Genomic DNA, 25810 nt, shown 5'->3' with positions numbered 1-25810 from the left:
ACCCTCGATCAGGAAGGCCGACGGTGCCATCGCGCTCTGCCGTTCCGGACGGAAAGCGGCCGACGCTCAGCGACCTCGCGGCGCGGGCGGGTGTCTCCGTGCCGCTCGCCTCCATGGTCATGCGCGGTGCCAAGGGGCCCAGCGCGGCAAGTCGCGAGCGGGTGCTGCGGGCCGCGCAGGAGATCGGCTACCGGCCGGACAGCAGGGCCCGCCTCCTGCGCAGCAGCCGCTCGCACCTGGTGGGAGTGCAGTTCGACCTGCGACAGCCCTTCCACGCCGACATGGTCGAGGCGCTCTACGCCGCGGCGGGGGCGGCCGGCTATCAGATCGCGCTCAGCGCCGTCGCCGCGAGCCGCAGCGAACAGGAGGCGGTGGAGGCGCTGCTCGCCGACCGCTGCGAGGCCTTGATCCTGCTCAGCCCCCATGCCCCGGCGGCCCGGCTGGCGGAACTCGCGGCGCAGCTTCCCGTCGTCTCCGTGGCCCGCCGGCTGCGTCCGCTCACCGACGGCGTCGACGTCGTCCGCGCTGCCGACGACGAGGGCGCCCGCCAGGCGGTCGACCACCTCGTGGCACTGGGCCACCGCGACATCGTCCACATCGACGGGGGCAGGGCGCCGGGCGCTGCCGATCGGCGCCGCGGCTACAAGTCGGCCATGAAGCACCACGGCCTCACCGACCGCGTCCGCCTCGTGCCGGGCGGGCTGACCGAGGACCACGGCGCGGCAGCCGCACGAACACTCCTCGCCGAGGCTGCCCGCCCCACCGCCGTCCTCGCCTTCAACGACCACTGCGCCATCGGCGTCCTCGACACCTTCCTGCGCGCCCGTATCCCTGTGCCCGACGAGATCTCGGTCGTGGGCTTCGACGACAGCCACCTCGCCCGCCTCGCCCACGTCCAACTCACCACGGTCGGGCAAGAAGCCCGCCAGCTGGCGCGCCGGGCCGTGAGCCGGGCCGTCGCCCGGCTGGAGGGTGGGGCGGTGGACGAGGAACGAGAAGTCGTCGTCACACCACACCTCGTCATACGAAGCACCACCAGGGCACCTTGCCGCTCCTGACCCGCGCTGCTCCAGTCCCGGCTCGATCTGGTCGAAGTTCCACGGCAACCCCATGAGGAAGTTTCATCGTGATTCGTACAGGTCGCGGATGCATGCGCACAAGGCCGCGATGCACGGCTACCGCGTCCGCTACGTGCTGGCCACCAAACTCGTCAACGAACTGGTCGAAGCCGCCGACGACAAGCAACTGTCCAAGACGATCGCCCGCTACGGCCGTGTCGATCTTTTGTGCATTGACGAACTCGGGGCTACATGGAACTTGACCGCAGGGGCGCTGAGCTGCTGTTTCAGGTTCTGACCGAGCGCGAGGAGAAGAACAGCGTCGCGATCGCTTCGAACGAGAGTTTCAGCGGTTGGACGAAGACGTTCACCGACCCGCGACTCTGCGCGGCCATCGTCGACCGGCTGACCTTCAACGGCGCCATCATCCAGAGCGGCACCGAGTCCTACCGCCTCGCCCACACCAAGGCCCAAACCGAACAAGCCCAGGCCAGCTGACCGGGCCAAACTGCGCCGGTGCAGCACGGGGCCCAGTCGCAGTAAGCGCCGCGTGGCGCCCCGTGTCCGCGCCTGGGCCACCGCAGAGGTCTCTCCCACCTGGTAGACGGTTCCCGACGACGGGTGAGAAACTGACGTCCCGTGCTACCAGTGATCTTCCTTCACGGTCTTATCGGCCCGTTCTCTGACCCTCGTGCCCTTGCACGTCTACATCCAGCGCAGATTCTCAGCCCCGACCTGCTGGGCTACGGAGCGGACGCAGGGGCCGACCACGCAGGCATCACCATTGAGTCGCAGGTGGACTACCTGCTCGCCGCCGTTGACCGGACGGCGCCCAGCAAACCGATGCACCTGGTCGGCCATTCTGTCGGCGGTGTAATCGCCGCCGCGTTCGCCCACCGGTTCCCAGAACGAACGGCATCGTTCGTCAACGTTGAAGGTAACTTCACCCTCCAAGATGCCTTCTGGTCAGCCCAGATGGCGGCGAAAACGACCGCCGAAGTGGAGCAGATCATGCGGGCCAACCGAGCCGACCCCGAGCGTTGGCTGCGCAACGGAGATATCGAGCCGACCGACGAGCGCATCCGCGCCGCCACGCAGGCCCTGGCTTACCAGCCCGCCACCACCATTCAGGCGATGGCCCGTGCCGTCGTCGGCTACACCGCAAATACCAGCTATGAGCAGTTGCTGCGCGAGGTGTTCGAGCGCACTCCGGTGCATCTGGTCGCCGGAGCGCGCTCACGCGGCGGATGGGACGTTCCCGCATGGGCGCTGACCGCTGCAGCCAGCTACACGGAGCTGCCCGGGACGGGCCACATGGTGATGCTCGAAGCCCCTGAAGCCTTCGGGAAGCTGCTCGCGGAGCTGTTCACGACGTCGCCTGCAGATCCAGCCGCTTCATAACGAAGTCCGCCGCCCGCCCGCAACGCGTTGAGCGGCACCGTGATGACATGTGGCCCCTTCCTCACGTATCTCCTCCACAGGCCGACAGGCGGCACACGGGAGGGGCCGCCCTATAGCCATTCCGGCTCTCATCATGACCAAGCGGGCGGCCCCGCAGCACCCGGGTGACATCAAAAGTCACCGACATTGATCATGACGCCCATCGCAAAACGACTCCCGAAGTCACGCCAAAACGACTCCCATTGTCGGCGTCGTGGTCGGTCTGGCCAGTGAGGGCGGTCGCCCAAGGTGGGGCGATGAGCGAGCTCCGACCCGGTGACATTACTGACGAGGTGCGCCAGGCCATGGACTTGGTCCTGTGGGAGAGATTCCGGCGAAGTTCCTCGGACCAGTCTCGGAGCGGGCCTTCGGAGCAGTGAGTAGGCGTAGAGGGTGGCGGCGTCGAGCCCCTCCGGAGCGCGCCCCCAGCCCTCCCAGCCCAGAAGCCGCAGGGGCGAGGTGACGTTCGCCCAGTGCAGGTCAGCGTGGGCGGTGGTCCAGCAGGTCACGGCCGGGGCTGGGATGCCGACGAACTCGGGGATCGCCCGGTCCATGTACTGCTGTCGTACGGCGACACGGTCGGTAACAGTTGCCGACACCTTCTCGCCTTGGTCAGGTCGTCCCACCAGGAGCCCGGCAGCCTGAGGTCGTGCTGGAGGATTGGGTCGTCGGACAGGACGGGGTGGTCGACGCGGGCTGACAGCTCCGCCCGGTAGGCGGTGCCGTCGTCGAAGGCGTCATGCACGCCCAGGAGCTCGGGCCGGTGCCCGTCGAGGTCGCCGAAGACGTGCTGTGCGTTCAGGGCTCCGTCCCACAGCTTCCCCGACGCCTTGTCCGCCGGTGCGGACACCAGCCGCAGCCACGCCGGGGCGCCAGCGGCGGTGCGGACCGGGGCGCCCCCAGAACTCCCCGCCGGGCTCGGTCTGGACGTCCAGGGCCTTCGCGGCGCGGGCGTGGTGCGTGCGCATGCGCTGTTCGGTGTCCGGGTCAGCGGGAGGCGAGTACACCAGTGATCTCCCGCAACTTAGCGGCGGTCAGGGAGGGTTGAGCGACGGCGTCAGCCAGCCTCCCTCAAGTGTGGCGTAGCGAGGCCGCGATGAGGATGTCCGTCACTCCTGGGCATGACGCGACGGTGAGGAGGCACGCCTGTGCGGGGGTCAGGCCCGGCCGGATGAGGTCAGCAAGCTCCTGGTCGACCACGCCGGGGAGCTCGCCGCCGTGCAGAGGAGCTGAGGCCATCACCCGCAGGCCCGCGCCCACGGCGGCCGGGATCGGCCCGCGCCGTCCAGGGCCTGGACAATCGGCGTCATCATCACCAGGCGGACCGGCAGCTGGACAGCGACCAGGTGGTGGTGCTGCCCGCCCGCGACTTCGACGGCCAGGGCGAGCAGCTGCGCCACGTGAACTCTTCTTCTTCCAGCCCCGCCCAGGTGGCGATCCCGTACCCGGCCACCTGCCCGGCCGCCACGGCTTCCTCAAGGACGACAAACGCGTCCCGCATCGCGCGGCGCAGGGCGGGACGTTCGCCGGCGTGGGCGTGCTCGGGGTTGTGCAGCAGGACCAGGTCCAGCCGCTCACGCCCGAGCTGCTCGCGGTTACGGCGGATCTGCCAGTGCACGTAGTCCGGGGCGAGGCTGTGCCCAGCTGAGGCCTGGTCTGCGGTGAGGCACCGGCGTTCAGGCGCCGCTGCCGGTGGCCGTCGTGAAGTACCCGCCTTCGTCGAGACCCGCAAGGACGGGTGGGCGGCCAGGGCCGGAGCCAGCAAGTCCTGGGCACGGCCGGTGGCGTATTTCAAGGCGGTGTCGACCCACTGCGCGCCGGAGGCGGCCGCACGGGCAGCCGCCTCCGGGATCGCCCGGCAGCCAGCTCCCGCGTGCCATCGCGTCGAACGCCTCGGGCGCACCGCGCGGTCGCCGTCCACACGGGCCTTGACGTACAGGGCGGGCCAGCGAGTGTCGGCTCCCGGCGGGCAGGCCGCCATCAGGGCCTCGCCAAGCCGCTTGAAGCGCCGTCTCTCGCCCCGGCGGCCAAGCGGATGCTGCGGCAGCACGCTGGTTGGAGTATCAGCGGTCGCGGCCCTCAGCCCCGATACCTAGCGTCGTGAGCAAAGCCCGACCAGCACGAAAGGAGGGCTGGCGGATGCCCATCCTTGCGTATCACCACAGCCCTGACTGGACCCAGGAGCTCTACCAGGCGACCATCGACCAGGTCATTCCTGACCCTGACAACCTGCCGAGTGGGATGATCGCCCACTACGCCGCGCCGCTGGAGGGAGGCGGTTGGCAGGTTGTCGATGTCTGGGAGTCTGCGGAACATCACGACCGCTTTCTTCGCGAACGGGTGATCCCGGCAGCCCAGGAACTCAACGCGCCTCCCTTCGAGACCGAAATGACCGAGCTCTACAACTCGCTGATCGCTTAGCAGCGCTCGCCGCACTGCCTTGTGGGCAGCAGACTGTCTGGAGCCTGTTTCAGGGCCGGTCCGTGGCACGGACAACGGACAGAAATGAAGGGACCTCGTAGTCTCTCAGGCTGCCGAGCCCGTCGCTCCGTGGGTTCAGAACCCGGTACTGACGTCCAGCGTGGACCCGCACTCGCCGAGGCCGTGACTGTGACGTCGTCCCAAATGCGTCGTTGACGGCTGCGATGATCGCGAGAGTGGCCGTGTGGGAACCGATGCCGACTGACGACCGGGACTGGGTGCTGGATGCCGCCGCCACGGTGCCCGGCGTCCATGGCGCGTATCACCTCGTCGACCCCGCCACCGGCAACGGACTGTCCATCGCCTTCTTCGAGGACGAAGCCGCAGCTCACGCTGTACGAGAGGCGATCGAGAAGCGCGCCGAGAAGATCGGCTGGAACAGCGCCCCGCATGCGGCACTGGCGGTGCCCGGGCGCAGGCCGCCCGCCTGGTGCGCCTGGGTGTCCGAAGCCGACCTCGCGGTGGACTCCGGCCAGGGCCCTCCTCGACCTCGGCGACACCGGACGCGGCCACCACCTCATCAAGGACCTGCTCCCCCGCTTCCAGCCCTACGCCCGTGCCCAAGGCGTTGCGGAACTCCTCCAATTCGCCGCTGTGTAACTGGCGCCCATATGAGGAGGCGGTCTGACCGTGAGCGGTCGCGGGTAGCGATCACCACCCGGCCCGAGGTCAGGACTGACGGGCAAGGGCGCCCGGCTCGTCCGTGGGAGGGGGCGGCTTCGTGGCACGCGGCAGGTCACTGTCGGCGATCGCTCGTTCGAGGCGCGGCGCGGTGTCGTGCTGGCCACCGGTACGCGGCCCCGGACGCGCGGCCCCTGTCGTGCCCGGAGGCCGACCACGGTGAGGACAACCAGCTCGACCTGCGGGAGGAGACGTCCACGCTGCTCGGGAATCTCCTGCCGAGCGCCCTGTGACGTACGGGCGCCGCTTCAGGTCAGCGGCTTGATCCACGGGTCGTCCGAGCCGGAGAGGCGGTGCACGGCCGCCGACGTCACGACGAGCAACACCAGCGCGAGGCCGAGGGCGAGCGCGAGTTCGGTGTGCAGCAGCAACACCGCACCCGCCAGGGCACCGAGGAACATGGCCAGGACGGAGAGAAGGCGTCGGCCCGGACGGGGTGTCGCCCCGCCCGCTGGGGACGAGTCGGCGGCGAGCCCCGTCAGGGTCAGGGTGAGGACCGTCGTGGTCAGGTCCGGGACGCCGAGGCGCCGGGCGACCGCGTTCTGCAGTCCCATGGCCAGGCCGAGCAGCACGATCAGGGTGTACTGAGCCCCGGTGCCCACCGTGCCGTGCGTGACGGCGGCCGTCACGACGGCCCCGGCGACCAGCAGCGTCTGCAGGGCCGTGGCGACGGTCAGCAGCCGCCCCCGGTGCGCCGCGAACCGGGTGCCGGACCGGCCTCCCACCAGCGCGCCGGCGAGGAACGCCGCCATGGCGACGACGGACGCGGGCGCGGACAGGCCATCGGCGCCGGCCAGGGCGAATCCGAGGAAGACCACGTTGCCGGTCATGTTGGCGACGAAGACGTGGCCGAGCGCCAAGTAGCTCACCGCGTCGACGAGACCCGTCACCACCGTCAGCGTCAACATCAGCGGCATCAGCGGGCCGTGCCGGTCCCCCTTGGGCGGTGCCAGCGTGAGGGCCGCGTCAGTCAACAGCTTGCGCATGGCGGGATGTTCCTTCCAGGACGGCGGGACGGTGCAGGGCCACTCGGGTGAGCAGTCCGCCGGCCGGGCCCAGCACGATCGCGGCGACGCCGCTCCACACCGGCCAGGGGTCGAGACCGACGACGTGGTCGGCCGAGAAACGGCCGGGGCCGGTGAGCGCGAGGGCCGCGCCGACGACGACGAGAACCATCGGATACTCGTAGCCGTCGTCCTGCACCCACAGTCCCCTGCGCCATTTGACGGTGCTCGCCACCGTCATGACGCCCATGGCGGCCATGCCCGCCAAGGGGGTGAGCAGCCCGGCCGCCAGGAACAGGCCGCCGCCGATCTGGCTGCCGCCCGCCGCCAGCGCCGTGAGCCGCCCGCCCCGGAAGCCGTCGCGCCGGAACTCGTCGGTTCCGCCCGTGAGGCCCCTGCCGCCCAGCCGGAAGCTCACCTTCTGCACTCCGTGCCCGGCGAGGAGAAGTCCCACCACCAGCCGCAGGACCAAGAGTCCGCTGTCCATTCACTCCCGCCTGTTCCTGACTGCCTGTTCCTGACTGCCTGTTCCTGACCGGCCGCTGCTGACCGGCTCCGGGCGGGTCAGCCGGCCGCGTGGGCTCCGATGACGGACTGCGCGTAGACGACGCCGAGGCCGTAGACGCCGGCGTGCTCCTTCACGACGTCGGTGACCGGGACGTAGGTCTCGGTGCGCGCCCAGTCCCGCTGGAGTTCCAGGAGCACCTGCACCCAGGTCACCGGGACGGCACCGGCCTGGATCATGCGCTGCACGGCGTGTTCGTGCGCCTGCGGACTGACCCCGGCGGACGCGTCGGTGACGACGTACACCTCGTACCCCTGCGAGAGGGCGGAGAGGGTCGGCAGGACGACGCAGACCTCGGTCCACAGACCGGCGATGACGAGCTTCTTACGGCCGGTCGCCTTGACGGCCTCGACGAAGGGGGCGTCCTCCCAGGCGTTCATGGAGGTGCGGTCGACGATCTTCTGGTCGGGGAAGACGTCCGCGAGCTGCGGCATGAGCGGCCCGGAGAACGATTCGGCGGCCACCGTGCTCAGCACCACGGGGACATCGAAGACCTTGGCCGCCTTGGCCAGGCCCACGGTGGAGTTGATGACCGAGGAGCGGTCGGCGCTCCCGGCGGCGAAAAACATCTGCGGCTGGTGGTCCACGAACAGCACGGCGCAGTTGTCGGGGGTCAGCAGGTCGGGGCTGGGGACCGCGGTGACCTCGGAGACGTCGACCATGGGGGTGCCTTTCTTGAGTGGGTGATCAGTGCATTGAGTGGAGTCGTGGGCGGCCGTTCGGCGAACGGCGGGGTGCGGGTGGTGCCCGGGAACGGGCGGCGAGGCCCTCAGGTCGCCCGGGAGTTCACAGCGCGAAGCAGGGATCGAAGGGCGTGTTCGCGGTCTGCGGGGTGAGGCCGCGTCGGGCACGCCACTGGCGGTGCTGTTCGGATTCCGCGACGGCCTGGCCCAGGAGTTCGGCCTGGCGGGTGCCCGACAGGCCGGTAGGGGGCGTGGCTCGGTAGCCGCCGTAGTGCGCCACCGGGCTCCAGGCCGGGCTGACCGGCGGGAGTTCCTCGTCGAGTCCCTCGTACTCGGCCGCGGCGTGCACGATGCGGCCCCCGACGACCGTCAGCAGGGACTCGATGTGTGCGATGTCCGGCTCGGGCACGGTGAAGTAGTCCTCGGACAGCAGGGCCAGGTCGCCCAGGAACCCCGGACGCAGCACGCCCTTGACGTCCTGCTCACCGGTCAGCGAGGCGCCCGCCTCGGTGAACATGGCGAGTGCCGTGCGCCGGTCGACGCGGTTGTGCGGCGGGCGCATGACGAGGTCGCCGACGCTGCGTCCGGTGATCAGCCAGTGCAGGGCGATCCACGGGTTGTAGGAGGAGACCCGGGTGGCGTCCGTGCCCGCGCCGACGGTCAGACCGCGCTCCAGCATGGCACCGATCGGCGGGGCGTCCGCCGCGATGCCCGGTCCGTAGCGGCGGAGGAACGCCTCGCCCTGGAACGACAGCCGGTTCTGCACGGACAGCGCGCCGCCGAGGGCGGTGATGCGGTCGAGGCTGTCCGCCGAGACCGTCTCCGCGTGGTCGAACAACCAGCGGTTCCCTGACGGGAAGAGCCCTTCCGCGGCCAGTTTCTCGAATACGGCGAGATCGCGGCGGATGGTCTCGTCGTACGTGGCGTGCAGCCGGAAACCCCAGCCGTTCTCCATGAGGAGGCGTACGGCCTTCTCGAATTGCTCCTCGTATCCGGAGGACAGTGTGGGGCGCGGCTGGGCGAAATTCTCGAAATCCGCGGCGGCCCACGTGAGGTTTTCGCCGGCGCCGTTGAGGCGCAGCCATTCGTCTCCGTCCTCGGGCCTGGCCATGTCGACCCAGCGGGTGAGGTCGTCGATCTCCTGGCCCGCGGTCTGCGGGAACAGGTGATAGGCGATGCGCACGGAGAGTTGGCCGGCTTCGGCGAGTTCGACGACGGTGCTGTAGTTGTCAGGGAAATTCTGGAATCCGCCGGCGGCGTCGATGGCGGAGGTCAGCCCGAAACGGTTCAGCTCGCGCAGGAAATGGCGGGTGGAGGTCTTCCTGTCCTCGCCCTGGAGCACCGGCGCCTTGGCCAGGGTGGAGTAGAGGACCAGGGCGCTGGGGGCGGCGAGCAGCATGCCGGTCGGCTCGCCGTCCCGGCCCCGGACGATCTGCCCGCCCCCGGGTTCCGGGGTGTCCCGGGTGAACCCGGCCGCTTTGAGCGCCGCACGGTTGAGGACCGCCGCCTGGTACAGGTGGAGGACGAAGACCGGAGTGTCGGGCGCGGCCGCGTTCAGTTCGGCGACGGTCGGCAGCCGGCGTTCGGCGAACTGTTCGGCCGACCAGCCGCCGACCACCCGTACCCACTGCCCCTTCGGGGTGCGGGCGGCCTGCTCCCGCAGCATCGCCAGGCCCTGTCGCAGCGTGGGCACGCCGTCCCAGCGCAGCTCCAGTACGTAGTTGAGGCCGCCCCGGATGACGTGCAGGTGGGCGTCGTTGAGCCCGGGGATCATGCGGCGGCCGAGGCCGTCGACCACTTTCGTGCCCGGCCCGGTCTGCGGGGCCACGTCGGTGTCGTCGCCGACGACCGTGATGACTCCGGCCCGGATGGCGAGCGCCTCGGCCTGGGGCCTGGACGGGTCGCCCGTGTGTATCTTCGCGTTGCGGACGATCAGGTCCGCCGCGTCGTCGGTGGCCTGGGGCGTGAGTCCCCCGACCGGCATCGTCGACACCTTTGGACACCCTCCTGCGGGATGAGCAACGTCGATTGCGTTCGCTGTCAGCGGCGAAGCGGAGGAGAACGGGGACGCGCGCCCCTGCGGCGCCCACCCGGTTCGTGGAACAACCGGCGTGAATTCCCGGGAAATTCACGCGGCTTTCTTCCCCCCGGCAGCCGGTTCCACGAAGGGACGGCCGGCCTGCGGCTGCAAAGCCACGTTATGCGGGTCCGTGACGGCCAAGTATCCCCGTAGCGCACTCCGTTGATACCGAGAGCGCACCGGCCGGGCGCAGTGCGCTGTCAGGGCATACACGGTGCACTGGCGGGCAATTCCCGGCGTTCTGGCGCTTCTAGCTTTACGGCATCGCCCCGAGCGGACGTCGTTTCCGGTCGGGGGCGTCGCGCCGGACGGTCCGGTGTGCGGCAAGTCCTTGAGGAGCCTTTCATGTCGGATGCTGTGGAGCCGGTCGTACCGGTACTCGAACCGGCTGCGGCCGCGTTCGCGGAGGCGACGTCCCGTCCCCCGTTCCTGTTCGAGCTGGCGCCGGCGGAGGGGCGCAAGGCGGTCGACGAGGTGCAGTCCGGACCGGTGGAGCTGCCGGAGGTGGACGAGGAGTGGGTCACGGTCTCCGGTGGTCCGACGGGGAGCGTGCGGGCGCGGATCGTGCGGCCCGCGGGTGTCGCCGGAACGCTGCCGGTGATTCTCTACATCCACGGTGCGGGCTGGGTGTTCGGCAATGCGCACACCCATGACCGGCTGGTGCGCGAGCTCTCGGTCGGTGTCGGCGCGGCGGTCGTGTTCCCCGAGTACGACCTCTCGCCCGAGGCGCGGTACCCGGTGGCCATCGAGCAGAACTACGCGGTGGCCCGGTGGGTCGTCGAGCAGGGCGCCGCGCTCGGTCTGGACGGGGCGCGCCTCGCGGTGGCCGGCGACTCGGTGGGCGGCAACATGAGCGCCGCGCTGACGTTGATGGCCAAGGAGCGCGGCGAGGTGCCGCTGCTGGGCCAGGTGCTGTTCTACCCGGTCACCGACGCGAGCTTCGACACCGGCTCGTACCGCCAGTTCGCCGAGGGCTACTTCCTGCGCCGGGACGGCATGCAGTGGTTCTGGGACCAGTACACGACCGACGAGGCCGAGCGGGCGCAGATCACCGCCTCCCCGTTGCGGGCCACCACCGAGCAGCTGGCCGGTCTGCCGCCGGCGCTGGTCGTCACCGGTGAGGCCGACGTGCTGCGCGACGAGGGAGAGGCGTACGCGAACAAGCTGCGTCAGGCCGGTGTCCCGGTCACCGCGGTCCGCTTCCAGGGCGTCATCCACGACTTCGTGATGCTCAACGCCCTGCGCGAGACGCACGCCGCCGGGACCGCCATCGCGCTGGCGATCTCCACCCTCCGCGGCATGCTCGGCACGCGCTGACGCGGCGCCACCAGTTGCCCCGCCGCCGCGCGGCCGGGCCCCTCCGCCGGCCTCCCCTCGCTTCCGCGAAGGACCGCCCATGCCGGAACCGCCCGACCTCACAAACCACACCGCGCAACTCAACGGGATCAAGCAGCACTGGGTCAGCGCCGGGCAGGGCCCGCCAGTCCATCTGCGGCACGGCTTCCCCGAGACCTGGTACGGCTGGCGCAAGCAGATCCCGGTGCCGGCCGAACGATTCACCGTGATCGCGCCGGACCCGCGCGGCTACGGCGACACCGACAAGCCCGCCGCCGGCTACGACAAGCGGACCATGGCCAACGACGTCGTCGCGCTGATGGACCACCTCGGCCACGAGCGGATCGCCCTCGTCGGCCACGACCGCGGGGCCCGTGTCGGCACGCGGTTCGCCAAGGACCACCGGGAGCGCGTCGACAGGTTCGTGGCGATGGACAACATCCCCACCCGTGTCATCGCCGAGACGTACGACGTGCGTCTGGCGCGGATGGGTTACTGGTTCTTCACGTTCCTCGGCGTGCCCGACCTGCCCGAGGCGCTGATCGCCGGCCGTGAGGAGACCTGGCTCACCCACTTCTACCGGAGCTGGTCCTACGACCCCGAGATGCTCAGCCCCGAGACGAGGACGCCGACCGGCTCATCGACTGCCCCGTCCTGACCAACTGGGGTGAGGACTTCAGCACCCGGTCACCACAGCCCACGAACCACCCACCAACAAGCCCACATTTCAAGGGAGTCACCCATGTCCACCACCGAGAAGCCGACCGTCGTCCTGGTCCACGGCGCCTTCGCCGACGCCTCCAGCTACGCCCGCGTCATCCCCGGACTGATCACCCGCGGACTCGACGTCGTGGCACCCGCCGTACCCAACCGCAGCCTGATCGGGGACGCCGCGTACGTCGCCTCGATCGTCCGCCAGATCCCCGGCCCCGTCGTCCTGGTGGGGCACTCCTACGGCGGCGCCGTCATCACCGTCGCCGGCGTGGAGGACAACGTGCGGGCGCTCGTCTACCTGGCCGGATACGCCCTGCAGAAGGGCGAGAGCCTCGGCGAGCTGCAGGGCCGCTTCCCGGACTCCGACCTCGCCGCCGCGCTCGTCCAGACGCCCTTCCCGATCGAGGGCTCGACCACCCCCGGCACCGACGTGTCCGTCCAGGTCGACAAGTTCCCGGCCGTCTTCGCCGCCGACGTCGACCCGCAGCTCGCCTCCGTGCTCGCCGTCTCCCAACGCCCGCTGGCCGCACAGGCGTTCACCGAGGCGGCCCCGGCTGCGGCCTGGGAGACGAAGCCCTCGTGGGGCCTGGTCTCCTCGTCCGACCACACCATCAACCCCGATGTGGAGCGCTTCGGTTACGAGCGGGCCGGCATGACCACCGTCGAGGTCGACTCCTCGCACCTGGTGATGCTCGCCCACCCCGAGGCGGTCGTCGACCTCATCGAGAAGGCCGTCCGGGCCACCACCGCCTGACCCACCGCCCTCCACGCCTGCCTCCGCCCGCCACTTCGAGGAGCTGAACCCATGAACTCACCGATCCCACATCGCGCCGTCACGCTGGCCGCGGGTCAACGCGGACAACGAGGTCGCCCTGGTACGGCCGGACGGCAGCCACCGTGTCGTCCTGACGGGCGCCGACGGCCTGGAGAATCCGACCTCCCTCGCCGTGCGGGGCGCCACCGCCTACGTCGCCAGCGGTGTGCACTTCACCGACGAGGATCCCCATGTGCTGGCCGCGCGGATCGCGCCCGGCCGATAGGCACCGTAGCCGTAGCCGTCAATCGTCAGTCGTATCCAGCTGGAGGAGCCCGTGATGGTGAACACGCAGCACTCCGAAACCCAAACCCCCTCCCCCGCAGCCGAGTTCGACCCCGGGCGTTCCTGGTGGTCCCGGCCAGGACATTCGCGGACCTGAGGATCGGCGAGGTGTTCCGGGCCTCCTGCCGCACCCTGACCGACGCCCACGCCGCCGCGTTACAGACTGTGCGGCGGACAACCACCCGGTGCATTACGACGCCGAGTGGGCCCGTCGGGCCACACCGCACCCGCCGTGCACGGTCTTCCTGCTGCGGCGATGACCTGCGAGGCGAGGCGACCCGCTCCGGCGGCTCGGCAAGACGTCGCCGGTGCGGGGCCAGTCACCGGTCTAGGGCAGCCGGGGCAGTTGGCGCAGCGAACGGCGGTCCGGGACGACGAAGGGACCGCTCCCGTCGCCGTTCCACGCGGCCCGCACGCTGCGCCATTCGCGGGGCGAGATTCCGTAGGCGCCGCGGAACACCCGGCTGAAGTGGGCGGGGTTGACGAAACCCCACCGCTGCGCCACGGACGACACGGTCGGGGCGGCCCTTCCGCCCCGGCCCAGCTCGCGGGCGCACTCCTCCAGCCGACGCCGCTGGACGAGCCGCCCGACGGTGATCCCCTCGTCCTCGAACAACCGGTGCAGGTAGCGCACGGAGATGTGGTGCGCCTTCGCGATGCCCTCCGGTGCCAGGGCGGGATCGCCCAGGTTCCGGTCGATGTGGTCGCGGATACGCGCCACCAGGTGACCGCGCGAGGTCTCCTCCTCGGCGCCCGCGTCCGGGGCCGTCTCGGCCACGAGGGTGGCGAAGAGTTCGATGACGCTGGCCGCCAGCCTGCCCGCGGCCGTCGGGGAGTACGAGTCCGTGGAGTTGACCAGCGTCGTCAGGAACGGCATCAGGACCGCGCCGCACCCCTGCCCTGTGCCGATCGCGGTGCCGGTGACACGGCGCAGCTCCGCGTCGGACAGGCCCAGCGCCCGGCGGGGCATATGAACGATACGGACGGAGAACCGCTCCGGGTGTTCCAGGATGTACGGGTGCGCGGTGTCGTACACGTAGAGGTCGCCCGGTCCCGCGTCGGCCCGCCGACCGCCCTGGGCGAGGGCCGTCCGGCCCGAGACCTGCACGCCGATCCCCACGAACTGCTCGGCCGAGCGCGCGATGTGCGACGCCGTCCGGCCGGCGCGGTACGCGTCCGCTTCCACGGTGGCGACCCGGAGGTACCCCACCCGTCCGATGGTGATCCGGCCGGCGAACGGTCCGTCGCCTCTCGGTGTGACGGCCATGGGCACCCGCGTTCCGGCCATCGCCTCGCACCAGTAGGCGAGTTGATCGTTCTCGGAAACCGCGGCAGTGGTCAGCACCAGATCCATCCGGTTCTCCTCTCCCTCCACGCGCTGTGACGGAGACCTCGGATCCGAGCGCACAAGGATCCGGGGCCGGCGCCGCTGCCGCGAAAGGGCGTCGGCCGGTACCTGGTCCTGCGCGGATGTCCGGTCGGCAACGTCGCCGCCCGGTTTCTCCGCCGTGTCCAGACAATCAGCGGGCTGTAGCGACCTCCAGGCAGAAAGCAGGCAGAAAGTCCTGCCGGTGCGGATGACCGGTGCTGTGCAGGGAGAGAACGGAACCAGTGCGCTCAGAGAACGGACTTCTGCGCCCGGCCGACATAGCCTCTCGTTCAGGAGCCGTCAGGAGTTGTCAGGAGACGTCAGAAGGCCAGAGATCGCAGAAGACCGAGAAGACTTCAAGCGCCGGACGCTTCGAGGCGAGCGACGCGCTCGCGGGCGTCGGCGACGATCCGCGGATCGGCACCGGGACCCATGGCCGCGGTACGCCGGAAGGCCTCGTGCGCCTCGGCTGTTCGTCCGGCGTCCAGCAGGACGATGCCCAGTGTGTGGAGACGGCGGCTCTCCATGGCCGTGTTGCCGTTCTCGTGGTACAGGTCGACGGCGATCCGCAGGTGCGCGACCGCCTCGTCCCACTGTTCGAGCTGCGCGTAGGTCACGCCGATGTTCGAGTGCAGTTCAATGCGGGTGATGACGGCGACGTGCGGTTCGATGCGATCGCCGGCCTCCTCCAGGAGGGCGTCGACACCCTGATAGGCGGTGAGGGCCTCTTCGGTCCGGCCCTGTTCCATGAGACCGAGGGCGTGGCCCTGCTTCGCCTGAAGGCTTCCGTGCAGGTCTCCAGCCGCTTCGAAGAGGCCCGCGGCCTCGCGGATGTCTTCGAGCCCCGCCTCCTGTTCGCCGAGTTTGCGCAGGCCCCAGGCCCGGTAGCTGTGGGCCCAGGCCTGCTGCGACGTGTCGCCCGCTCGCCGCGCGGCGGCGAGGGCTTCGGTAGCACGGTCGACGCCCTCGCGCGGGCGCCCTTCGCACACGATGAGAGCCCAGGCGTGGTAGTTGGTCTGGGTCGCTTCGGGAAGCGGATCGCCCAGCGCCCGCGCGGCCCGCGCGGCGGTCGCGAAGACCTCCGGCCAGTGCCCCCAGAAGATCCACTGGTCGGAGAACCAGTGCAGCGCCTCGGCCACCTCCACCACCGTGGCGTGCTCACCGGCCTCCGCGGCCGCGCGGAAGGCGGCCAGCCAGTTGGCGCTCTCGGCCTTCAGCCACTGGAGCGCCCTGTCGGCGGAGGACAGGTCCACGGTCCCGCGCCAGGTGGCGGGCGGGGCACCGTGGTCCGGCTCGAACCAGCGGCCGGCGACCACGGCGGTCTCCAGCAGCCACCGGTACAGATCGGTGCGGGCCCGCTGGATGTCGTCCGAGCTCTCCTCGGCCTCCAGCCGGTTACGGGCGAACAGGCACAGCAGGTCGTGCAGGCGGTAGCGGTCCCGGTCGGTGCCCAACAGCCCGGCCTCCACCAGTTCCTCAAGGGTGTCCTCGGCGTCGAACAGGTGCTGTCCGGTCAGCCGGGCGGCAGGAGGAGCGCCGGTGTCCGGCCCCGGGACGAGGGAGAGGCGGCGAAAGAGGCGGGCGGCCGTCGGGGTGAGCTGCCGATAGGACAGGTCGAACGCGGCGGACACGCGTACGTCACCGGCGGCCAGCGCGTCCAGTCGCCGCTCGTCGAGCGCGAGGCGGTCGGCGAGGCGGCGCAGCGACCAACCGGTGCGGGTCGCGAGCCAGTTGCCCGCCACCCGTAGCGCCAGCGGGAGATGTCCGCAGCGCCGGGCGACATCGTCGAGGGCGGTCGGATCGGCCTCCACCCGCTTCGGCCCGACGAGCGTGGTCAGGAACGTGGCGGCCTCGTCAGGACTCAGCTCGCCCAGCGGGATGCGGTGCACGCTCTCCAGGCCCGTGAGCATGCGGCGGCTCGTCACCACGACCATCCCCGCCCCGGCGCCCGGCAGCAGCGGGCGGACCTGCGCCTCGTCGCGGGCGTTGTCGAGGACCAGCAGGACCCGCCGGTCGGCCAGCAGCCGCCGGTACAGTCCGGCGTGTCCCTGGGGCCCGGCCTTCGCGAGCTCCCGGTCGGCCACCTGAAGCGCCTTGAGCACACCGAGCATCAACTCGGCGGGGCCCGGCGGCGCATCGTCCATCCCGCGCAGATCCAGTACCAGTTGCCCGTCCGGGAACCGGTCGGCGAGTTCCCTCGCGGCGTACAGGACCAGCGTCGTCTTGCCCGTGCCCGGCGGGCCGGACACGGCGACCGCCACCGGGTGGGAACTGCCGCTCCCCGGTCCGCTGGTCACCTCGGTCAGGCTCCGGGAGACAGCCCGCTCGGCGAGTTTCGTGAGCCGGGCGAGTTCCTGCTCGCGCCCGACGAAGTCGTCTATGCCGCGGGGAAAGGTCCGTACTCCCGTGGGGCTGTAGCCCGCGCTGCGACCGCTGCGGGCCACTTCCAGGAGCCGCTCCCGGTCCGCCTCGCTCAGCCCGAGACCGTCGGCGAGCGCGGCCACCGTACGTCGCTGCGGAGCGGCCCGCCGCCCCCGCTCCAGGTCCCCGATGCCCCGCACGCTCACGCCCGACGCCTCCGCCAGGCCCTCCATGGTCAACGACGCGGCCAGCCGGAACTCTCGCAATACAGCCCCGAACGACGCCTGTTCACCGCCCACCCCGCCCCCATCCTCACCGTCATGCCGTCACCGAAACCCCTGAGCATGATCACCAAAATTCTACGAGACTTCCGCAACCGCATTGACATGGCGCGGTGATTGGACAGATCACGTTGGCGGTGTTGCGCCCAAGATCGGCGCGCAGCGGTGTGAGGCCCTGGGGACCGCGCAGGCGCCACCGCAACCGCCGCCGTCCGGAGTTCACCGGAGCAGTGCCGCCATCGCCTCCGATGAAAGCTTTTGCGCGCCACCGCTTGCGTGGGCGGATGCGGTAGTACAGCCTGCCGGTGGCCAGATCGAGGGCGGCGAGCATGTGTCTCACACCACCGTAGCGGTTGTAGGTGGCCCGCAGCCGGCGCGGACGCCGTACCGGCCCCCATGCCTTGCCCTTGCGGGGCATCAAGTTCAGCGGCCCGAATTCATCGACGCAGATCAATCGCCCGTCGGCCGGCGGGGGTCCTACAGCGCCAGGACACGCTGCATCTTGGCGATGAAATCGGGGTCGGTGGACGCCTTGCACGTGGTGGTGGTCTTCCAGGAGACCTTCCCGGCGCGCAGAATCCGGCGCAGGGTCTCCCGGCTGATGGCGGGGATCACTTACTGCTTGACCAGGCTCAGCGAGCCGTCGCTGAAGGCATACCGGGCGGAAGGCCAGCGGCCCTCGGCGAAGCGGCTGGAGCAAGAGATCAAGGCGAGGATGCCGGAGCGTTCCCTGATGGGGATCGTGGCCCGGACCGCGTACTGGGTGGAATGGTGGCGCCGCTTCGGCCCGCCTTCCGGCAACGAGCCCAAGCTGGATGATCCGTTCGGCCGGTACGTCATCACGATGTTCGTGAAGGGCACCAACATGGGCCCGTACGAGGCCGCCCGGCACATCCCCCGGCGAGAGCGGGCATGAGCTGTCGTACACGGCGAACCGGCACTTCTCGATCGCGCTGCTGAACGAGGCGGTCTCCGACCTGGTCAATGCGCACGCCCGCCTGGACATCTCGCAGGCGTGGGGTGACGGGACCGCCGTTGCGGCAGACGGCACCCATATGGACACCTATCTCGACAACCTGCTCTCCGAGACGAGCGTCAGGTACGGCAAGCCGGGCGGCATCGCCTACCACCACGTCTCGGACACCTACATCGCGCTGTTCACGCACTTCATCCCGTGCGGGGTGTGGGAGGCCGTGTACATGTGGGCCGAGGCGATGGATTACGTCCAGGGTGCCGACTTCTTCCCGGAGGCTTCCGGTTTCGGGGGATGACGCACCTCCGTGCGAGTGGTGCCCAGGCCTCGAACCCCGTACCTGAGCCGCTCTGCCGCCCACCGGTGGTCGGCACCACTGCATCCGAGAGGAGCAGGGGGTGCCCAAGAGGCGTCATGTGACGAACGAGAACCGGGGCACCCTGCTGGGCGCGCCGTATGGGGAGACCGGCGACGAGTTGGTGGCAGACCGTTGGACGGGCAGACCGCCACGCGGTGCGGTCCGTGCCACCGCAGCGAGCCGGGCCGTGGTCGCCCGTCTGGCGCTGTCCCGGAACTGCGCCACCTGCGCTTCGTCCAGCGGCCGGTGCCCGGGCCCGGACCGCCTGCGGTGCCCCCCCCACCCCCACCGAACGCGCGCCGGGCCGTGCGAGCGGACGCTCGCACGGCTCCGCATCGGCACCAGCGGTGGGCGTCGGTAGAGGCGACGACCGTCGTCGGGATCGTCAGACGGCGATGATCTACCACTGCTGCCGCGTCAGTGACGGGTACGGCTGTTGCTCGATGGTGGCTCCGTCGGCGGTGCTGCCCTCGTCGACGGCGAGGCAGAGCCCGCTGTAGCGGTTGATGAGGAAGTAGTAGCCGTCACCCGTGGGCGTGAGGGCCCAGTGCTGCTGGCGGCGTTGGCGTCCCCCCAGATGGCCACGTTGCCGCCGTCGGCGCGGGAGAGACCCGCGGCCTCCAGGAGCTTGCCGCTGCCCACCCTTGATCTCGTATTAGCCGTCGCCGGTCTTGGAGAAGGTCCACTTCTCGTTCGCCTTGTTGAGACAGGGCCACTGCAGGACGTTGGTGCGGTTCGCCGTGCCCCCGCGCTCCACGTCGGCGGCCTTGCCGCTGTGCCGCACGAAGCCGATGTTCCGGGCGGGCCATTCGGCCACCTTGAGGGCCTGGTTGCCGGCCCAGGTGCCGGAGGCGACCTGGGTGAAGTTCGTGCCGTCGGTGCTGGTGGAGATGAGACGGCGTCTTGGAGGTGGCGCAGCCGCTCGGTAGTGAGATCGAGGGCTCCATGTCGGTGCGGTGCTTTTCAGGGCCCGCAGTGCCGTCCTGTCGAGGGCCGACAGGGGCTCGGAGTCGGAGTCGGGGAAGGGGATGAGGAACTGCTCGGGCATCTCGGTGCCGGGGTGGAGCGAGGGGGCGTCCCACCCCGGCCGGGTCTCATCGGATGCGCTTCGCCGGCTTGGTGGCGGCGTTGAGGAGGTATTCCAGGGGGCCTCGGCGGAAGAAGCGGGACCAGATCGCGGCGAACACGATCGCGCCCAGGATGTAGGTGAGTACGGGTATCCAGGAGCCTGGGGTGTCGGTGCCGGGGGCCGCGGGCAGCAGGGACTGGGCGACGAAGTGGCCGACGTAGGCCGTCAGGGACATGGTGCCCACGGCGATGACCGGCTTGGTCAGGCGGCGCAGTCGCGGCAGGCGGTCCATCGCCACCGTGGCGCCCACGATCACGAGGATCGCGACGCCCACGCTGCCTATGATGTCGAACGTGGTCCCGCTGTGCGGCCCGGCCTTCAGCAGGAACGACGCGGACATCTCGGGGAACGACCCCCCGTCGGGCGGCATCGAACCGCTGGCGGGGGGCATCGCCCCGGAGCTGCCGGACGACGACCCGTCTTCCGCGAGGCTCCTCAACGCGCCCGATCCGGCGAGCAGCAGGGACATGCCGTAGGCGGCCGCGGTGAGGGAGGCGCCGAGCGCGGCGAGGCGCTTCTGAACGGTGCCGGAGGACAGGTCGAGGCGGCCCAGGGCCATGCCCGCGATCACGAACGACATCCACGTGAGCGCCGGGTAGAAGCCGGTGAGCAGCAGGTCGAGCACTCCCACCTCGCTGAGGCGGCGGAGCGGGTCGTATGCGTTGATGCTCTCCTGGACCGACGAAGTCAGCAGCGAGTTCAGGGCGAACGCCAGCTGCGGTGTGACCAGGGCGAAGGCGGCCGCGATGATCGCGAGTGTCCTGGCACGCAGTCGCACCAGCGGCAGGGCGAGGAGGAAGTAGACCCCGTAGAAGCCGAGGATGATCACTCCCCCGTACTCCATCGCCAGCACGGTGCCCAGCACCAGCAGGACCACGGCGCGGATCGCGATGCGGGCCTTCGCCTGCCGACCCGCCAGGCCCGTCTTCGGCTCACGGCGGCCGGCGATCAGCATCAGCGAGAACCCGGCGAGAGTGGCGAACAGGACCGACGAGTGGCCATCCGCTATGTAGCGGATCCAGCTCGCCACGCCGGTCGTGGCGGACAGCGGGGGGCCGATGTGCACGACGTACATGCCGAACACCGCCAGTGCGCGGGCCAGGTCCACCCCGACGAGGCGTCCCATCGAGGGACCGGGCGAGGCCGGCACGGCGGACTCGGGGGAGGTTCGGGGCGGCGGAGGTGAGTTCTCCGGGAGAGCTGACGTCTCCTGCGGCGGCTGCGTCTGTGTCATACGGCAAACCTCGCGCGGAGCTCAGGGGGCAGGCCATCCGGCAGGCGTCGGTAACGCCCCCGTCGACCGGCGGGTACCGCCCTGCCGACCGGCGGAACCTCGTCCCCGACCCGGTCCGGTGCGACCGGGCGGTGGTCTTGTCCAGCCACTCGGCGGGGGTGGACCCGACGGTTGCCGGATGGGTGCGGGGCGGCCGGGCTTCCAGGGTGGAGGCATGACACACCGTGCGCGGCACAGGGAGCCCGACACCTCCCACGCCTCACCAGCTGACGAACCGGGGCATGACGTGGTCCCTCGCAGGGGCGACTTCCTGGAGTTCCTCGGCCTGGTGCTGGCTGCGGGCGCCCTCGTCCTGGTCGTCGTACGCCCTGAGCTCCCCGAAGCGTTGATGCGCGCCCTTTCCTCGAGCACAGCCGGACTCGTCCGCTGAGCCGGCACACCATCACGCCCGGTCCGCCCGGCACCGTCTATGCGGTGCCGGGCGGACCGCAGAAGGAAGGAATGTTGTGAACACCGCATCCGCCCCGGCGAAGGATGCGACGTCCCTGTCTGCCCGGGAGACGGTCAGGGCGCTGTACGAGTATGTCCGGCCGCACCGTTGGGCCGTTGCCCTTGGTCTGTTGTGTGCCCTGGTGGGGGCCGCCGGGGCGCTGCTGCAGCCGTTGGCCACGAAGGCGCTGGTGGACCGGATGGCCTCCGGTGGGACCATCGCCGGGATCCTGATCGGGCTCACCGTGCTGGTGGTGGTGGGCACGGCGGTCGAGGCGTTCGGCGCGTATGTGCTGGAGCGGACGGCGGAGTCGGTGGTCCTGGCCGCCCGGCGCACCCTTGTGGGGCGGTTGCTGCGGCTGCGGATCGCGGAGGAGCGGATCCCGCCGGGTGATCTGATGTCCCGCGTCACCTCGGACACGACGCTGCTGCGGGCGGTCAGCACGGAGGCGGTCGTCTCCGCGGCCACGGGTGCGGTCGCGTTCGTCGCGGCGATCGTGATGATGGCGTTCCTCGACGCCGTGCGGGATGGGGTGTTGGTGACGGTCACTCCGATGCCCTCGCCGTCCTGCCACAATTCGACGCTGGCCGTGGCGCCAGGTGCGTGTTTGCGGACGTTGGTCAGCGCTTCCTGAGCCGTACGGTAGAGGGCGCGTTGGGTGGGTGTGCTCACAGTGGGCGGCAGTTCCCCAGTCAGCTGTACGTGAGTGCCGCTCGATTCCACGAGTTTACGCAGGTCGGCAAGGGTGGGCTGAGGCGTCAGCTCGGTGGCGTCGCCGCCGGAGGCCCGCAGCAGGGTGACCATGGTGCGCAGTTCGTCGAGCGTGGTGACGCTCAGCGAACGGATCGTGCGGGCGGCCTCCTTGGCGTCCACGTCCCGGGCGGCGACCTGCAACGCCCCGGCCCGTACGGCGATCAGGCTGACCTGATGGGAGACCACGTCGTGCATCTCCCGGGCCAGCTGGGCGTGTTCGCGAGCGAGGACGGCCTGGGCGTGCAGGGTCCGCTCGTGTTCCCTTGCCTCCTCGATCTCGGCAAACCGCCGCGCCAGGTCCCGCTGTGCCTGGAGTAGCTGGCCGAAGAGGACCGGTGCCGCGGCCGTAGCCAGGCCGTACACGAAGAAGACCAATGTCATGGTCCGGTCGACCTCGGCCAGGGGCCACGGAGTGCTGCTCGCGACGGCGGCCAGGGCGACGCACACGGCGAGGAGAGCGCGGTTGCGGGAGCGTTCGGCCAGGGTGAACAGCGCCGCGAGCACAGCGACGGCGACATCCTGCATCAGCGCGACGGGCAGGGTGAGCAGGAACACGACGAGCGGGAACCGGCGCCGGAAGGCCAGCGCGGTGCACCCGACAGCCGCCAGCGCGAGCTCGAGGCGCGTGGGCTCCCAGTTGTTCAGCAGCCACGTCCACGGCCGCCGCGGCCACCAGGGCGAGGTCGATGACCGGCGCGGGAACCCGCTGCCATAGGGCGCGTGCACGGCTCATCCCCCGACCTCCGACCGCAGGCGCTCGTCGAGTAGCCCGGCCCGCTGCGCCAGCAGCGCCGCCTGCACCCGGCTCGCCACGCGCAGCTTCGTCAGGATGGCGCTGACGTGGTCCTTCACCGTGCCCGCCCCCAGGTGGATACGCGCCCCGATGTCGGCGTTCGACAGCCCCTCCGCCACCAGGACGAGGACGTCGCGCTCCCGCGCGGTGAGCAGCCGGACCCGCGCGGCCTCCTCGTCGACGGCCGTCCCGGTGCCGGGGTGGCTGTGCAGCAGCGTCCGCGACGCCTTGGGGGACAGCACCACACCGCCCGCGGCCAGGGTGCGCACCAGGTGGGCGAGCTGCTCGGGCTCGGTGTCCTTGAGGAGGAAACCGGCCGCGCCGGAGTGCAGTGCGGTGAGGATGTACTCGTCGGCGTCGAACGTGGTCAGCATCGCCACCACCGGCGGGTCCGGCATCGTGCGGAGTTCCCGGAGCACGGTGAGCCCGTCGACGTCCGGCATCCGGGTGTCCAGCAGCACCACGTCGGGCCGCTCCCGGCGGACCGTCTCGACCGCCTGGCCGCCACTCGCGGTCGCGACGACCTCGATGTCCTCGGACGCGCCCAGAATCAGCTGGAAGCCCGAGCGGACCAGAGCCTCGTCGTCAACCACCACTACCCGGATCATGCGCTCCCCCTACCCTTCGTTCATACCGTCCGGCCCACGCCGACTCGACCGTAAAGCCCCGATCGGTCCCGGCGGCCCGCTGAGCTGCAGCTCCAGCCACACGGCGGGGTAGCACCCACCACTCGGCAGGGCCGCGGCAGCCTTCTGTCGGATGGGCCGTGATCGGCCCGGCCTCCAGTCTGAGGGCTATGACCCATCACCCGGACTCCGCGCTGCTCCCGGCCGATACCCCGTCTTCTGGAGGTGAGCGTGGTGAGCCCTCGACCGGTGCGCCCGGAGTGGGCCGGCTGATCGGGCTGGACCTGGCCCGCGGCCTGGCCGTCTTCGGCATGTACGCGGTCCACGTGGGCCCCGCCCCGGCTCAGGGCGGTGTCATCGGCTTCCTGATGGAGCTGGCGCAAGGCCGCTCCTCCGCCCTGTTCGCCGTCCTGGCCGGCTTCTCGGTCGCTCTCATCACCGGGCGCCGCACGCCGAAGACCGGCCTGGCCGGCCGTCAGGCCGTCGCCAAGGTGATCATCAGGGCCGTGATCCTGCTGGCCCTCGGCACCGCCCTGACCATGACCGGCACCCCGGTCGTGCCGATCCTCGCCTTCTACGGACTGTTCTTCCTGCTCGTGCTGCCGCTGTACCGGCTGGACGCCAAGCCACTGGCGCTTGTCGCCGCGGGATGGGCCCTGGTGGGCCCGCAACTGCTGTACGCGCTGAAGCCGGTGGTCGGCGGCCGCGTGTTCCTCTCCTACGGCCAGGCCGACGGCCCCGTCTCGTTGTTCTTCAAGGGCGGTTATCCGGCCCTGACCTGGGTCCCGTTCGTGATCGCCGGTATGGCTGTCGCCCGCTGCGACCTGACTGCCACGGCCGTCCGGATACGCCTCGCCCTCACCGGCGTGGCCCTCGCCGTCACCGGCTACGGCGGCTCCTGGCTGGCGGTGCGTCTCGTACCCGGTGCCGCCGAAGCCGTCCGGAAAGCCGAAGAGGGGTCGGGCATGTCGTCCGTGTCATCCGTATCGCCCGACAGCATCGGCATCTTCGGCGACACCCCAGCCGGGATGCTGGCCTCAGCCCCGCACAGCGAGGCGACCCTGTCCATCATGGCCGCCACGGGTGTGGCGATCCTGGTGATCACCGCATGCCTGGCCGTCATGGACGCCTTCCCCAGGCTGCGCCGCCTGGCCAAGCCCGTCATCGCGGTCGGCTCGATGTCACTGACCGCGTACGTCTACCACATCGTGGCCATCTGGCTACTGGACACCGAGCGTTCGGCCGTCCCGCCGCTGTACGTCCTGCTCGGCTTCAGCGCGTCCATCACCCTCCTCGCCACCCTCTGGTCCCGCTTCTTCCAGCGCGGGCCACTCGAATGGCTGATGGGCAAGGCGACCGGGATCGCCCGACGCATTCGATAAAACGCAGCCGGAGAAGCGTGCCCGGAGCCCTTCGCCCGGGTGGGGCGGTCGCGCTGCGGGCCTCACGAACAGTCTGTGGTTCTTCGGCGGCCCTCAAGGCGCTTCAACGGGCGCCGCATCGGCGCCCTGTCTTCAGGGGCTCCTGTTCTCTCTGGTCCGGATCGGCGGCAACGACCTTGGGAGTCCCTGGATGTCCCTGGAGCAGGCGGTCGGGCCGGTCAACCGGTTGGGCGTGAACCACCCCAAGCCCCGTAGCCTCAAGCGGCGTTGGTCGCCCAAGCCGTGGCTGCCAGGCCGTCCGCCAAATCGCCAGCGACGCCCAGGAGGCGGGCAAGCGCGTCGCATACGTTGACATGAGCGGCTTGACCACGGCCGACCTGGCTGACCCTCTGCATCCCAACGACTCGGGCTATCAGAAGATGGCGGACGCCTTCCACCGCGGCGTCCAAGCCGCGGGCAGCGCCGGTTGGCTGAAGAACCCGGCCCCCGCATCCGCACTCGTGCGGTCCGGCATCGCCGGCAAGTGAATGGATCTCAACGGTGCCGGCACCGCCGATGAGGACCGCCGCCCAGGTCTGGGGCTGCAGCGTCAGTGCAATCAGGCCTGGTCGCTCTGCACCGACGGCACCGTGCGCTCCATGGGCAAGTGCCTCGATGCCGCCGGCGGGGGCACCACTAAGGGCATCAAGGTGCATATCTGGACCTGCCACGGTGGCGCCCATCAGGTAAGGCAACCTGCCCCGGGGACCATGTCCCGGCCCCTGGCCAGGCATGGCCGGCCACTGCCCAGGCCGCGCCGCGGACGGCAGGTCGGCGTCAGGCGGAGCTGAGATCAGTCGGCCAGGTCCACGGCCGAGGCCCGCAAGGGCTGTCCCCTTGCGGGCCGAGCGGGCCGTGCAGGCCGGGGTGGGGCAGGAAGCC

Annotated in this window: 25 protein-coding genes and 3 pseudogenes; 14 read left to right on the top strand and 14 right to left on the bottom strand. The window is 70.5% G+C overall.

Annotation, left to right across the window (positions count from 1 at the left end):
* Positions 1-23 precede the first annotated feature (23 nt).
* The 3 genes and pseudogenes from MQE23_RS42415 (at position 24) to MQE23_RS42405 (ending at position 2459) form a co-directional block, all read left to right on the top strand.
* The gene (locus MQE23_RS42415; RefSeq protein ID WP_020272556.1) at positions 24-1058 is read left to right on the top strand and encodes a LacI family DNA-binding transcriptional regulator; all 1035 of its coding nucleotides are present in this window, start codon (positions 24-26) and stop codon (positions 1056-1058) included.
* A 115-nt stretch (positions 1059-1173) separates the two neighbouring features.
* Positions 1174-1556, top strand: a pseudogene (locus MQE23_RS42410) (ATP-binding protein); the annotation flags it as partial.
* Between the two features lie 150 nt (positions 1557-1706).
* Positions 1707-2459: an alpha/beta hydrolase gene (locus tag MQE23_RS42405; RefSeq protein ID WP_243382124.1), complete on the top strand. Its 753-nt coding sequence runs from the start codon at positions 1707-1709 to the stop codon at positions 2457-2459.
* A gap of 544 nt (positions 2460-3003) precedes the next feature.
* Here MQE23_RS42405 and MQE23_RS42400 read toward each other — a convergent pair.
* Both MQE23_RS42400 and MQE23_RS42395 read right to left on the bottom strand, forming a co-directional pair.
* Entirely contained in the window at positions 3004-3348 is a 345-nt protein-coding gene (locus MQE23_RS42400) for a hypothetical protein (RefSeq protein ID WP_243382122.1), read from the bottom strand.
* A 462-nt stretch (positions 3349-3810) separates the two neighbouring features.
* On the bottom strand, positions 3811-4479 hold the full coding sequence (locus MQE23_RS42395; protein WP_243382945.1) for an aldo/keto reductase: 669 nt from the start codon (positions 4477-4479) through the stop codon (positions 3811-3813).
* Between the two features lie 158 nt (positions 4480-4637).
* Between MQE23_RS42395 and MQE23_RS42390 the strand changes: the two genes are divergently transcribed.
* Positions 4638-4919 (top strand): hypothetical protein, encoded by a 282-nt coding sequence (locus tag MQE23_RS42390; protein ID WP_020273597.1) that lies wholly within the window; start codon positions 4638-4640, stop codon positions 4917-4919.
* Between the two features lie 989 nt (positions 4920-5908).
* On the opposite strand, the gene MQE23_RS42385 is transcribed toward MQE23_RS42390, so the two are convergent.
* From MQE23_RS42385 to MQE23_RS42370, 4 genes are all read right to left on the bottom strand, one after another.
* On the bottom strand, positions 5909-6646 hold the full coding sequence (locus MQE23_RS42385) for a YoaK family protein (protein WP_243382121.1): 738 nt from the start codon (positions 6644-6646) through the stop codon (positions 5909-5911).
* Positions 6627-7151: a DoxX family protein gene (locus MQE23_RS42380; protein WP_243382119.1), complete on the bottom strand. Its 525-nt coding sequence runs from the start codon at positions 7149-7151 to the stop codon at positions 6627-6629. The genes MQE23_RS42385 and MQE23_RS42380 overlap by 20 nt, the downstream gene beginning before the upstream one ends.
* Positions 7152-7228: 77 nt before the next feature.
* Complete coding sequence (locus tag MQE23_RS42375; protein WP_020273601.1) at positions 7229-7891, bottom strand: hydrolase; 663 nt, start codon at positions 7889-7891, stop codon at positions 7229-7231.
* 124 nt (positions 7892-8015) lie between these two features.
* Complete coding sequence (locus MQE23_RS42370; protein WP_243382117.1) at positions 8016-9896, bottom strand: amidohydrolase; 1881 nt, start codon at positions 9894-9896, stop codon at positions 8016-8018.
* A gap of 441 nt (positions 9897-10337) precedes the next feature.
* On the opposite strand from MQE23_RS42370, the gene MQE23_RS42365 reads away from it, so the two are divergent.
* The 3 genes from MQE23_RS42365 (at position 10338) to MQE23_RS42355 (ending at position 12795) form a co-directional block, all read left to right on the top strand.
* Positions 10338-11309, top strand: a complete 972-nt coding sequence (locus MQE23_RS42365; protein WP_243382115.1) for an alpha/beta hydrolase — start codon at positions 10338-10340, stop codon at positions 11307-11309.
* Positions 11310-11388: 79 nt separating this feature from the next.
* Entirely contained in the window at positions 11389-11985 is a 597-nt protein-coding gene (locus MQE23_RS42360; RefSeq protein ID WP_243382113.1) for an alpha/beta hydrolase, read from the top strand.
* Positions 11986-12069: 84 nt separating this feature from the next.
* Positions 12070-12795: an alpha/beta hydrolase gene (locus MQE23_RS42355; RefSeq protein WP_020273605.1), complete on the top strand. Its 726-nt coding sequence runs from the start codon at positions 12070-12072 to the stop codon at positions 12793-12795.
* Positions 12796-13468: 673 nt separating this feature from the next.
* Here the strand turns inward: MQE23_RS42355 and MQE23_RS42350 are convergent.
* The 3 genes from MQE23_RS42350 to MQE23_RS42340 form a co-directional block, all read right to left on the bottom strand.
* Positions 13469-14494 carry a helix-turn-helix domain-containing protein gene (locus MQE23_RS42350; protein WP_243382111.1) on the bottom strand — a complete coding sequence of 342 codons (1026 nt, stop codon included), beginning with the start codon at positions 14492-14494 and terminating at the stop codon, positions 13469-13471.
* Between the two features lie 371 nt (positions 14495-14865).
* Positions 14866-17169, bottom strand: a complete 2304-nt coding sequence (locus MQE23_RS42345; protein ID WP_243382109.1) for an XRE family transcriptional regulator — start codon at positions 17167-17169, stop codon at positions 14866-14868.
* Between the two features lie 459 nt (positions 17170-17628).
* The gene (locus MQE23_RS42340; RefSeq protein ID WP_020272258.1) at positions 17629-17766 is read right to left on the bottom strand and encodes a hypothetical protein; all 138 of its coding nucleotides are present in this window, start codon (positions 17764-17766) and stop codon (positions 17629-17631) included.
* A 7-nt stretch (positions 17767-17773) separates the two neighbouring features.
* Here MQE23_RS42340 and MQE23_RS42335 point away from each other — a divergent pair, with 7 nt between their 5' ends.
* Positions 17774-18067: a Tn3 family transposase gene (locus tag MQE23_RS42335; protein WP_243382107.1), complete on the top strand. Its 294-nt coding sequence runs from the start codon at positions 17774-17776 to the stop codon at positions 18065-18067.
* A gap of 1 nt (position 18068) precedes the next feature.
* Positions 18069-18422 carry a Tn3 family transposase gene (locus MQE23_RS42330; protein WP_347710171.1) on the top strand — a complete coding sequence of 118 codons (354 nt, stop codon included), beginning with the start codon at positions 18069-18071 and terminating at the stop codon, positions 18420-18422.
* A 460-nt stretch (positions 18423-18882) separates the two neighbouring features.
* On the opposite strand, the gene MQE23_RS43735 is transcribed toward MQE23_RS42330, so the two are convergent.
* The 3 genes from MQE23_RS43735 to MQE23_RS42320 all read right to left on the bottom strand — a co-directional run bounded on the left by MQE23_RS43735 (position 18883) and on the right by MQE23_RS42320 (position 20845).
* Positions 18883-19059, bottom strand: a complete 177-nt coding sequence (locus tag MQE23_RS43735; protein WP_347710170.1) for an RICIN domain-containing protein — start codon at positions 19057-19059, stop codon at positions 18883-18885.
* A gap of 78 nt (positions 19060-19137) precedes the next feature.
* Entirely contained in the window at positions 19138-19530 is a 393-nt protein-coding gene (locus MQE23_RS43730; protein WP_020272261.1) for an RICIN domain-containing protein, read from the bottom strand.
* 46 nt (positions 19531-19576) lie between these two features.
* On the bottom strand, positions 19577-20845 hold the full coding sequence (locus MQE23_RS42320; RefSeq protein WP_243382105.1) for a DUF418 domain-containing protein: 1269 nt from the start codon (positions 20843-20845) through the stop codon (positions 19577-19579).
* Between the two features lie 214 nt (positions 20846-21059).
* Between MQE23_RS42320 and MQE23_RS42315 the strand changes: the two genes are divergently transcribed.
* Complete coding sequence (locus tag MQE23_RS42315) at positions 21060-21275, top strand: hypothetical protein (RefSeq protein ID WP_128092541.1); 216 nt, start codon at positions 21060-21062, stop codon at positions 21273-21275.
* Positions 21276-21351: 76 nt separating this feature from the next.
* Positions 21352-21852, top strand: a pseudogene (locus tag MQE23_RS42310) (ABC transporter transmembrane domain-containing protein); the annotation flags it as partial.
* A gap of 11 nt (positions 21853-21863) precedes the next feature.
* Here MQE23_RS42310 and MQE23_RS42305 read toward each other — a convergent pair.
* Both MQE23_RS42305 and MQE23_RS42300 read right to left on the bottom strand, forming a co-directional pair.
* Positions 21864-22821 (bottom strand): annotated as a pseudogene (locus MQE23_RS42305) (histidine kinase); the annotation flags it as partial.
* Positions 22818-23489, bottom strand: coding sequence for a response regulator transcription factor (locus tag MQE23_RS42300; RefSeq protein WP_243382103.1), 672 nt, complete (start codon positions 23487-23489; stop codon positions 22818-22820). The gene MQE23_RS42300 and the pseudogene MQE23_RS42305, both read right to left, overlap by 4 nt.
* A 188-nt stretch (positions 23490-23677) precedes the next feature.
* On the opposite strand from MQE23_RS42300, the gene MQE23_RS42295 reads away from it, so the two are divergent.
* The 3 genes from MQE23_RS42295 to MQE23_RS43720 all read left to right on the top strand — a co-directional run bounded on the left by MQE23_RS42295 (position 23678) and on the right by MQE23_RS43720 (position 25719).
* A complete protein-coding gene (locus MQE23_RS42295) occupies positions 23678-24889 on the top strand; it encodes a DUF418 domain-containing protein (RefSeq protein ID WP_243382101.1) in 1212 nt (403 codons plus the stop codon).
* Between the two features lie 353 nt (positions 24890-25242).
* Positions 25243-25416 carry a hypothetical protein gene (locus MQE23_RS43725; RefSeq protein WP_347710154.1) on the top strand — a complete coding sequence of 58 codons (174 nt, stop codon included), beginning with the start codon at positions 25243-25245 and terminating at the stop codon, positions 25414-25416.
* A complete protein-coding gene (locus MQE23_RS43720; RefSeq protein WP_347710153.1) occupies positions 25417-25719 on the top strand; it encodes a ricin-type beta-trefoil lectin domain protein in 303 nt (100 codons plus the stop codon).
* Positions 25720-25810 lie beyond the last annotated feature (91 nt).

This window comes from Streptomyces sp. HP-A2021 (assembly GCF_022807935.1).
GTDB classification, from domain to species: Bacteria; Actinomycetota; Actinomycetes; order Streptomycetales; family Streptomycetaceae; genus Streptomyces; species Streptomyces afghaniensis.
This window is presented reverse-complemented; position numbering and strand designations above follow the sequence as displayed.

What these genes read in the sequence shown, in the direction of transcription:
- MQE23_RS42395 (WP_243382945.1), bottom strand. Translation starts at nt 4,479, where the DNA reads ATGGCGGCCTGCCCGCCGGGAGCCGACACTCGCTGGCCCGCCCTGTAC.
- MQE23_RS42390 (WP_020273597.1), top strand. Translation starts at nt 4,638, where the DNA reads ATGCCCATCCTTGCGTATCACCACAGCCCTGACTGGACCCAGGAGCTC.
- MQE23_RS42385 (WP_243382121.1), bottom strand. Translation starts at nt 6,646, where the DNA reads ATGCGCAAGCTGTTGACTGACGCGGCCCTCACGCTGGCACCGCCCAAG.
- MQE23_RS42380 (WP_243382119.1), bottom strand. Translation starts at nt 7,151, where the DNA reads ATGGACAGCGGACTCTTGGTCCTGCGGCTGGTGGTGGGACTTCTCCTC.
- MQE23_RS42375 (WP_020273601.1), bottom strand. Translation starts at nt 7,891, where the DNA reads ATGGTCGACGTCTCCGAGGTCACCGCGGTCCCCAGCCCCGACCTGCTG.
- MQE23_RS42370 (WP_243382117.1), bottom strand. Translation starts at nt 9,896, where the DNA reads ATGCCGGTCGGGGGACTCACGCCCCAGGCCACCGACGACGCGGCGGAC.
- MQE23_RS42365 (WP_243382115.1), top strand. Translation starts at nt 10,338, where the DNA reads ATGTCGGATGCTGTGGAGCCGGTCGTACCGGTACTCGAACCGGCTGCG.
- MQE23_RS42360 (WP_243382113.1), top strand. Translation starts at nt 11,389, where the DNA reads ATGCCGGAACCGCCCGACCTCACAAACCACACCGCGCAACTCAACGGG.
- MQE23_RS42355 (WP_020273605.1), top strand. Translation starts at nt 12,070, where the DNA reads ATGTCCACCACCGAGAAGCCGACCGTCGTCCTGGTCCACGGCGCCTTC.
- MQE23_RS42350 (WP_243382111.1), bottom strand. Translation starts at nt 14,494, where the DNA reads ATGGATCTGGTGCTGACCACTGCCGCGGTTTCCGAGAACGATCAACTC.
- MQE23_RS43730 (WP_020272261.1), bottom strand. Translation starts at nt 19,530, where the DNA reads ATGCCCGAGCAGTTCCTCATCCCCTTCCCCGACTCCGACTCCGAGCCC.
- MQE23_RS42320 (WP_243382105.1), bottom strand. Translation starts at nt 20,845, where the DNA reads ATGACACAGACGCAGCCGCCGCAGGAGACGTCAGCTCTCCCGGAGAAC.
- MQE23_RS42315 (WP_128092541.1), top strand. Translation starts at nt 21,060, where the DNA reads ATGACACACCGTGCGCGGCACAGGGAGCCCGACACCTCCCACGCCTCA.
- MQE23_RS42300 (WP_243382103.1), bottom strand. Translation starts at nt 23,489, where the DNA reads ATGATCCGGGTAGTGGTGGTTGACGACGAGGCTCTGGTCCGCTCGGGC.
- MQE23_RS42295 (WP_243382101.1), top strand. Translation starts at nt 23,678, where the DNA reads ATGACCCATCACCCGGACTCCGCGCTGCTCCCGGCCGATACCCCGTCT.
- MQE23_RS43725 (WP_347710154.1), top strand. Translation starts at nt 25,243, where the DNA reads ATGAGCGGCTTGACCACGGCCGACCTGGCTGACCCTCTGCATCCCAAC.
- MQE23_RS43720 (WP_347710153.1), top strand. Translation starts at nt 25,417, where the DNA reads ATGGATCTCAACGGTGCCGGCACCGCCGATGAGGACCGCCGCCCAGGT.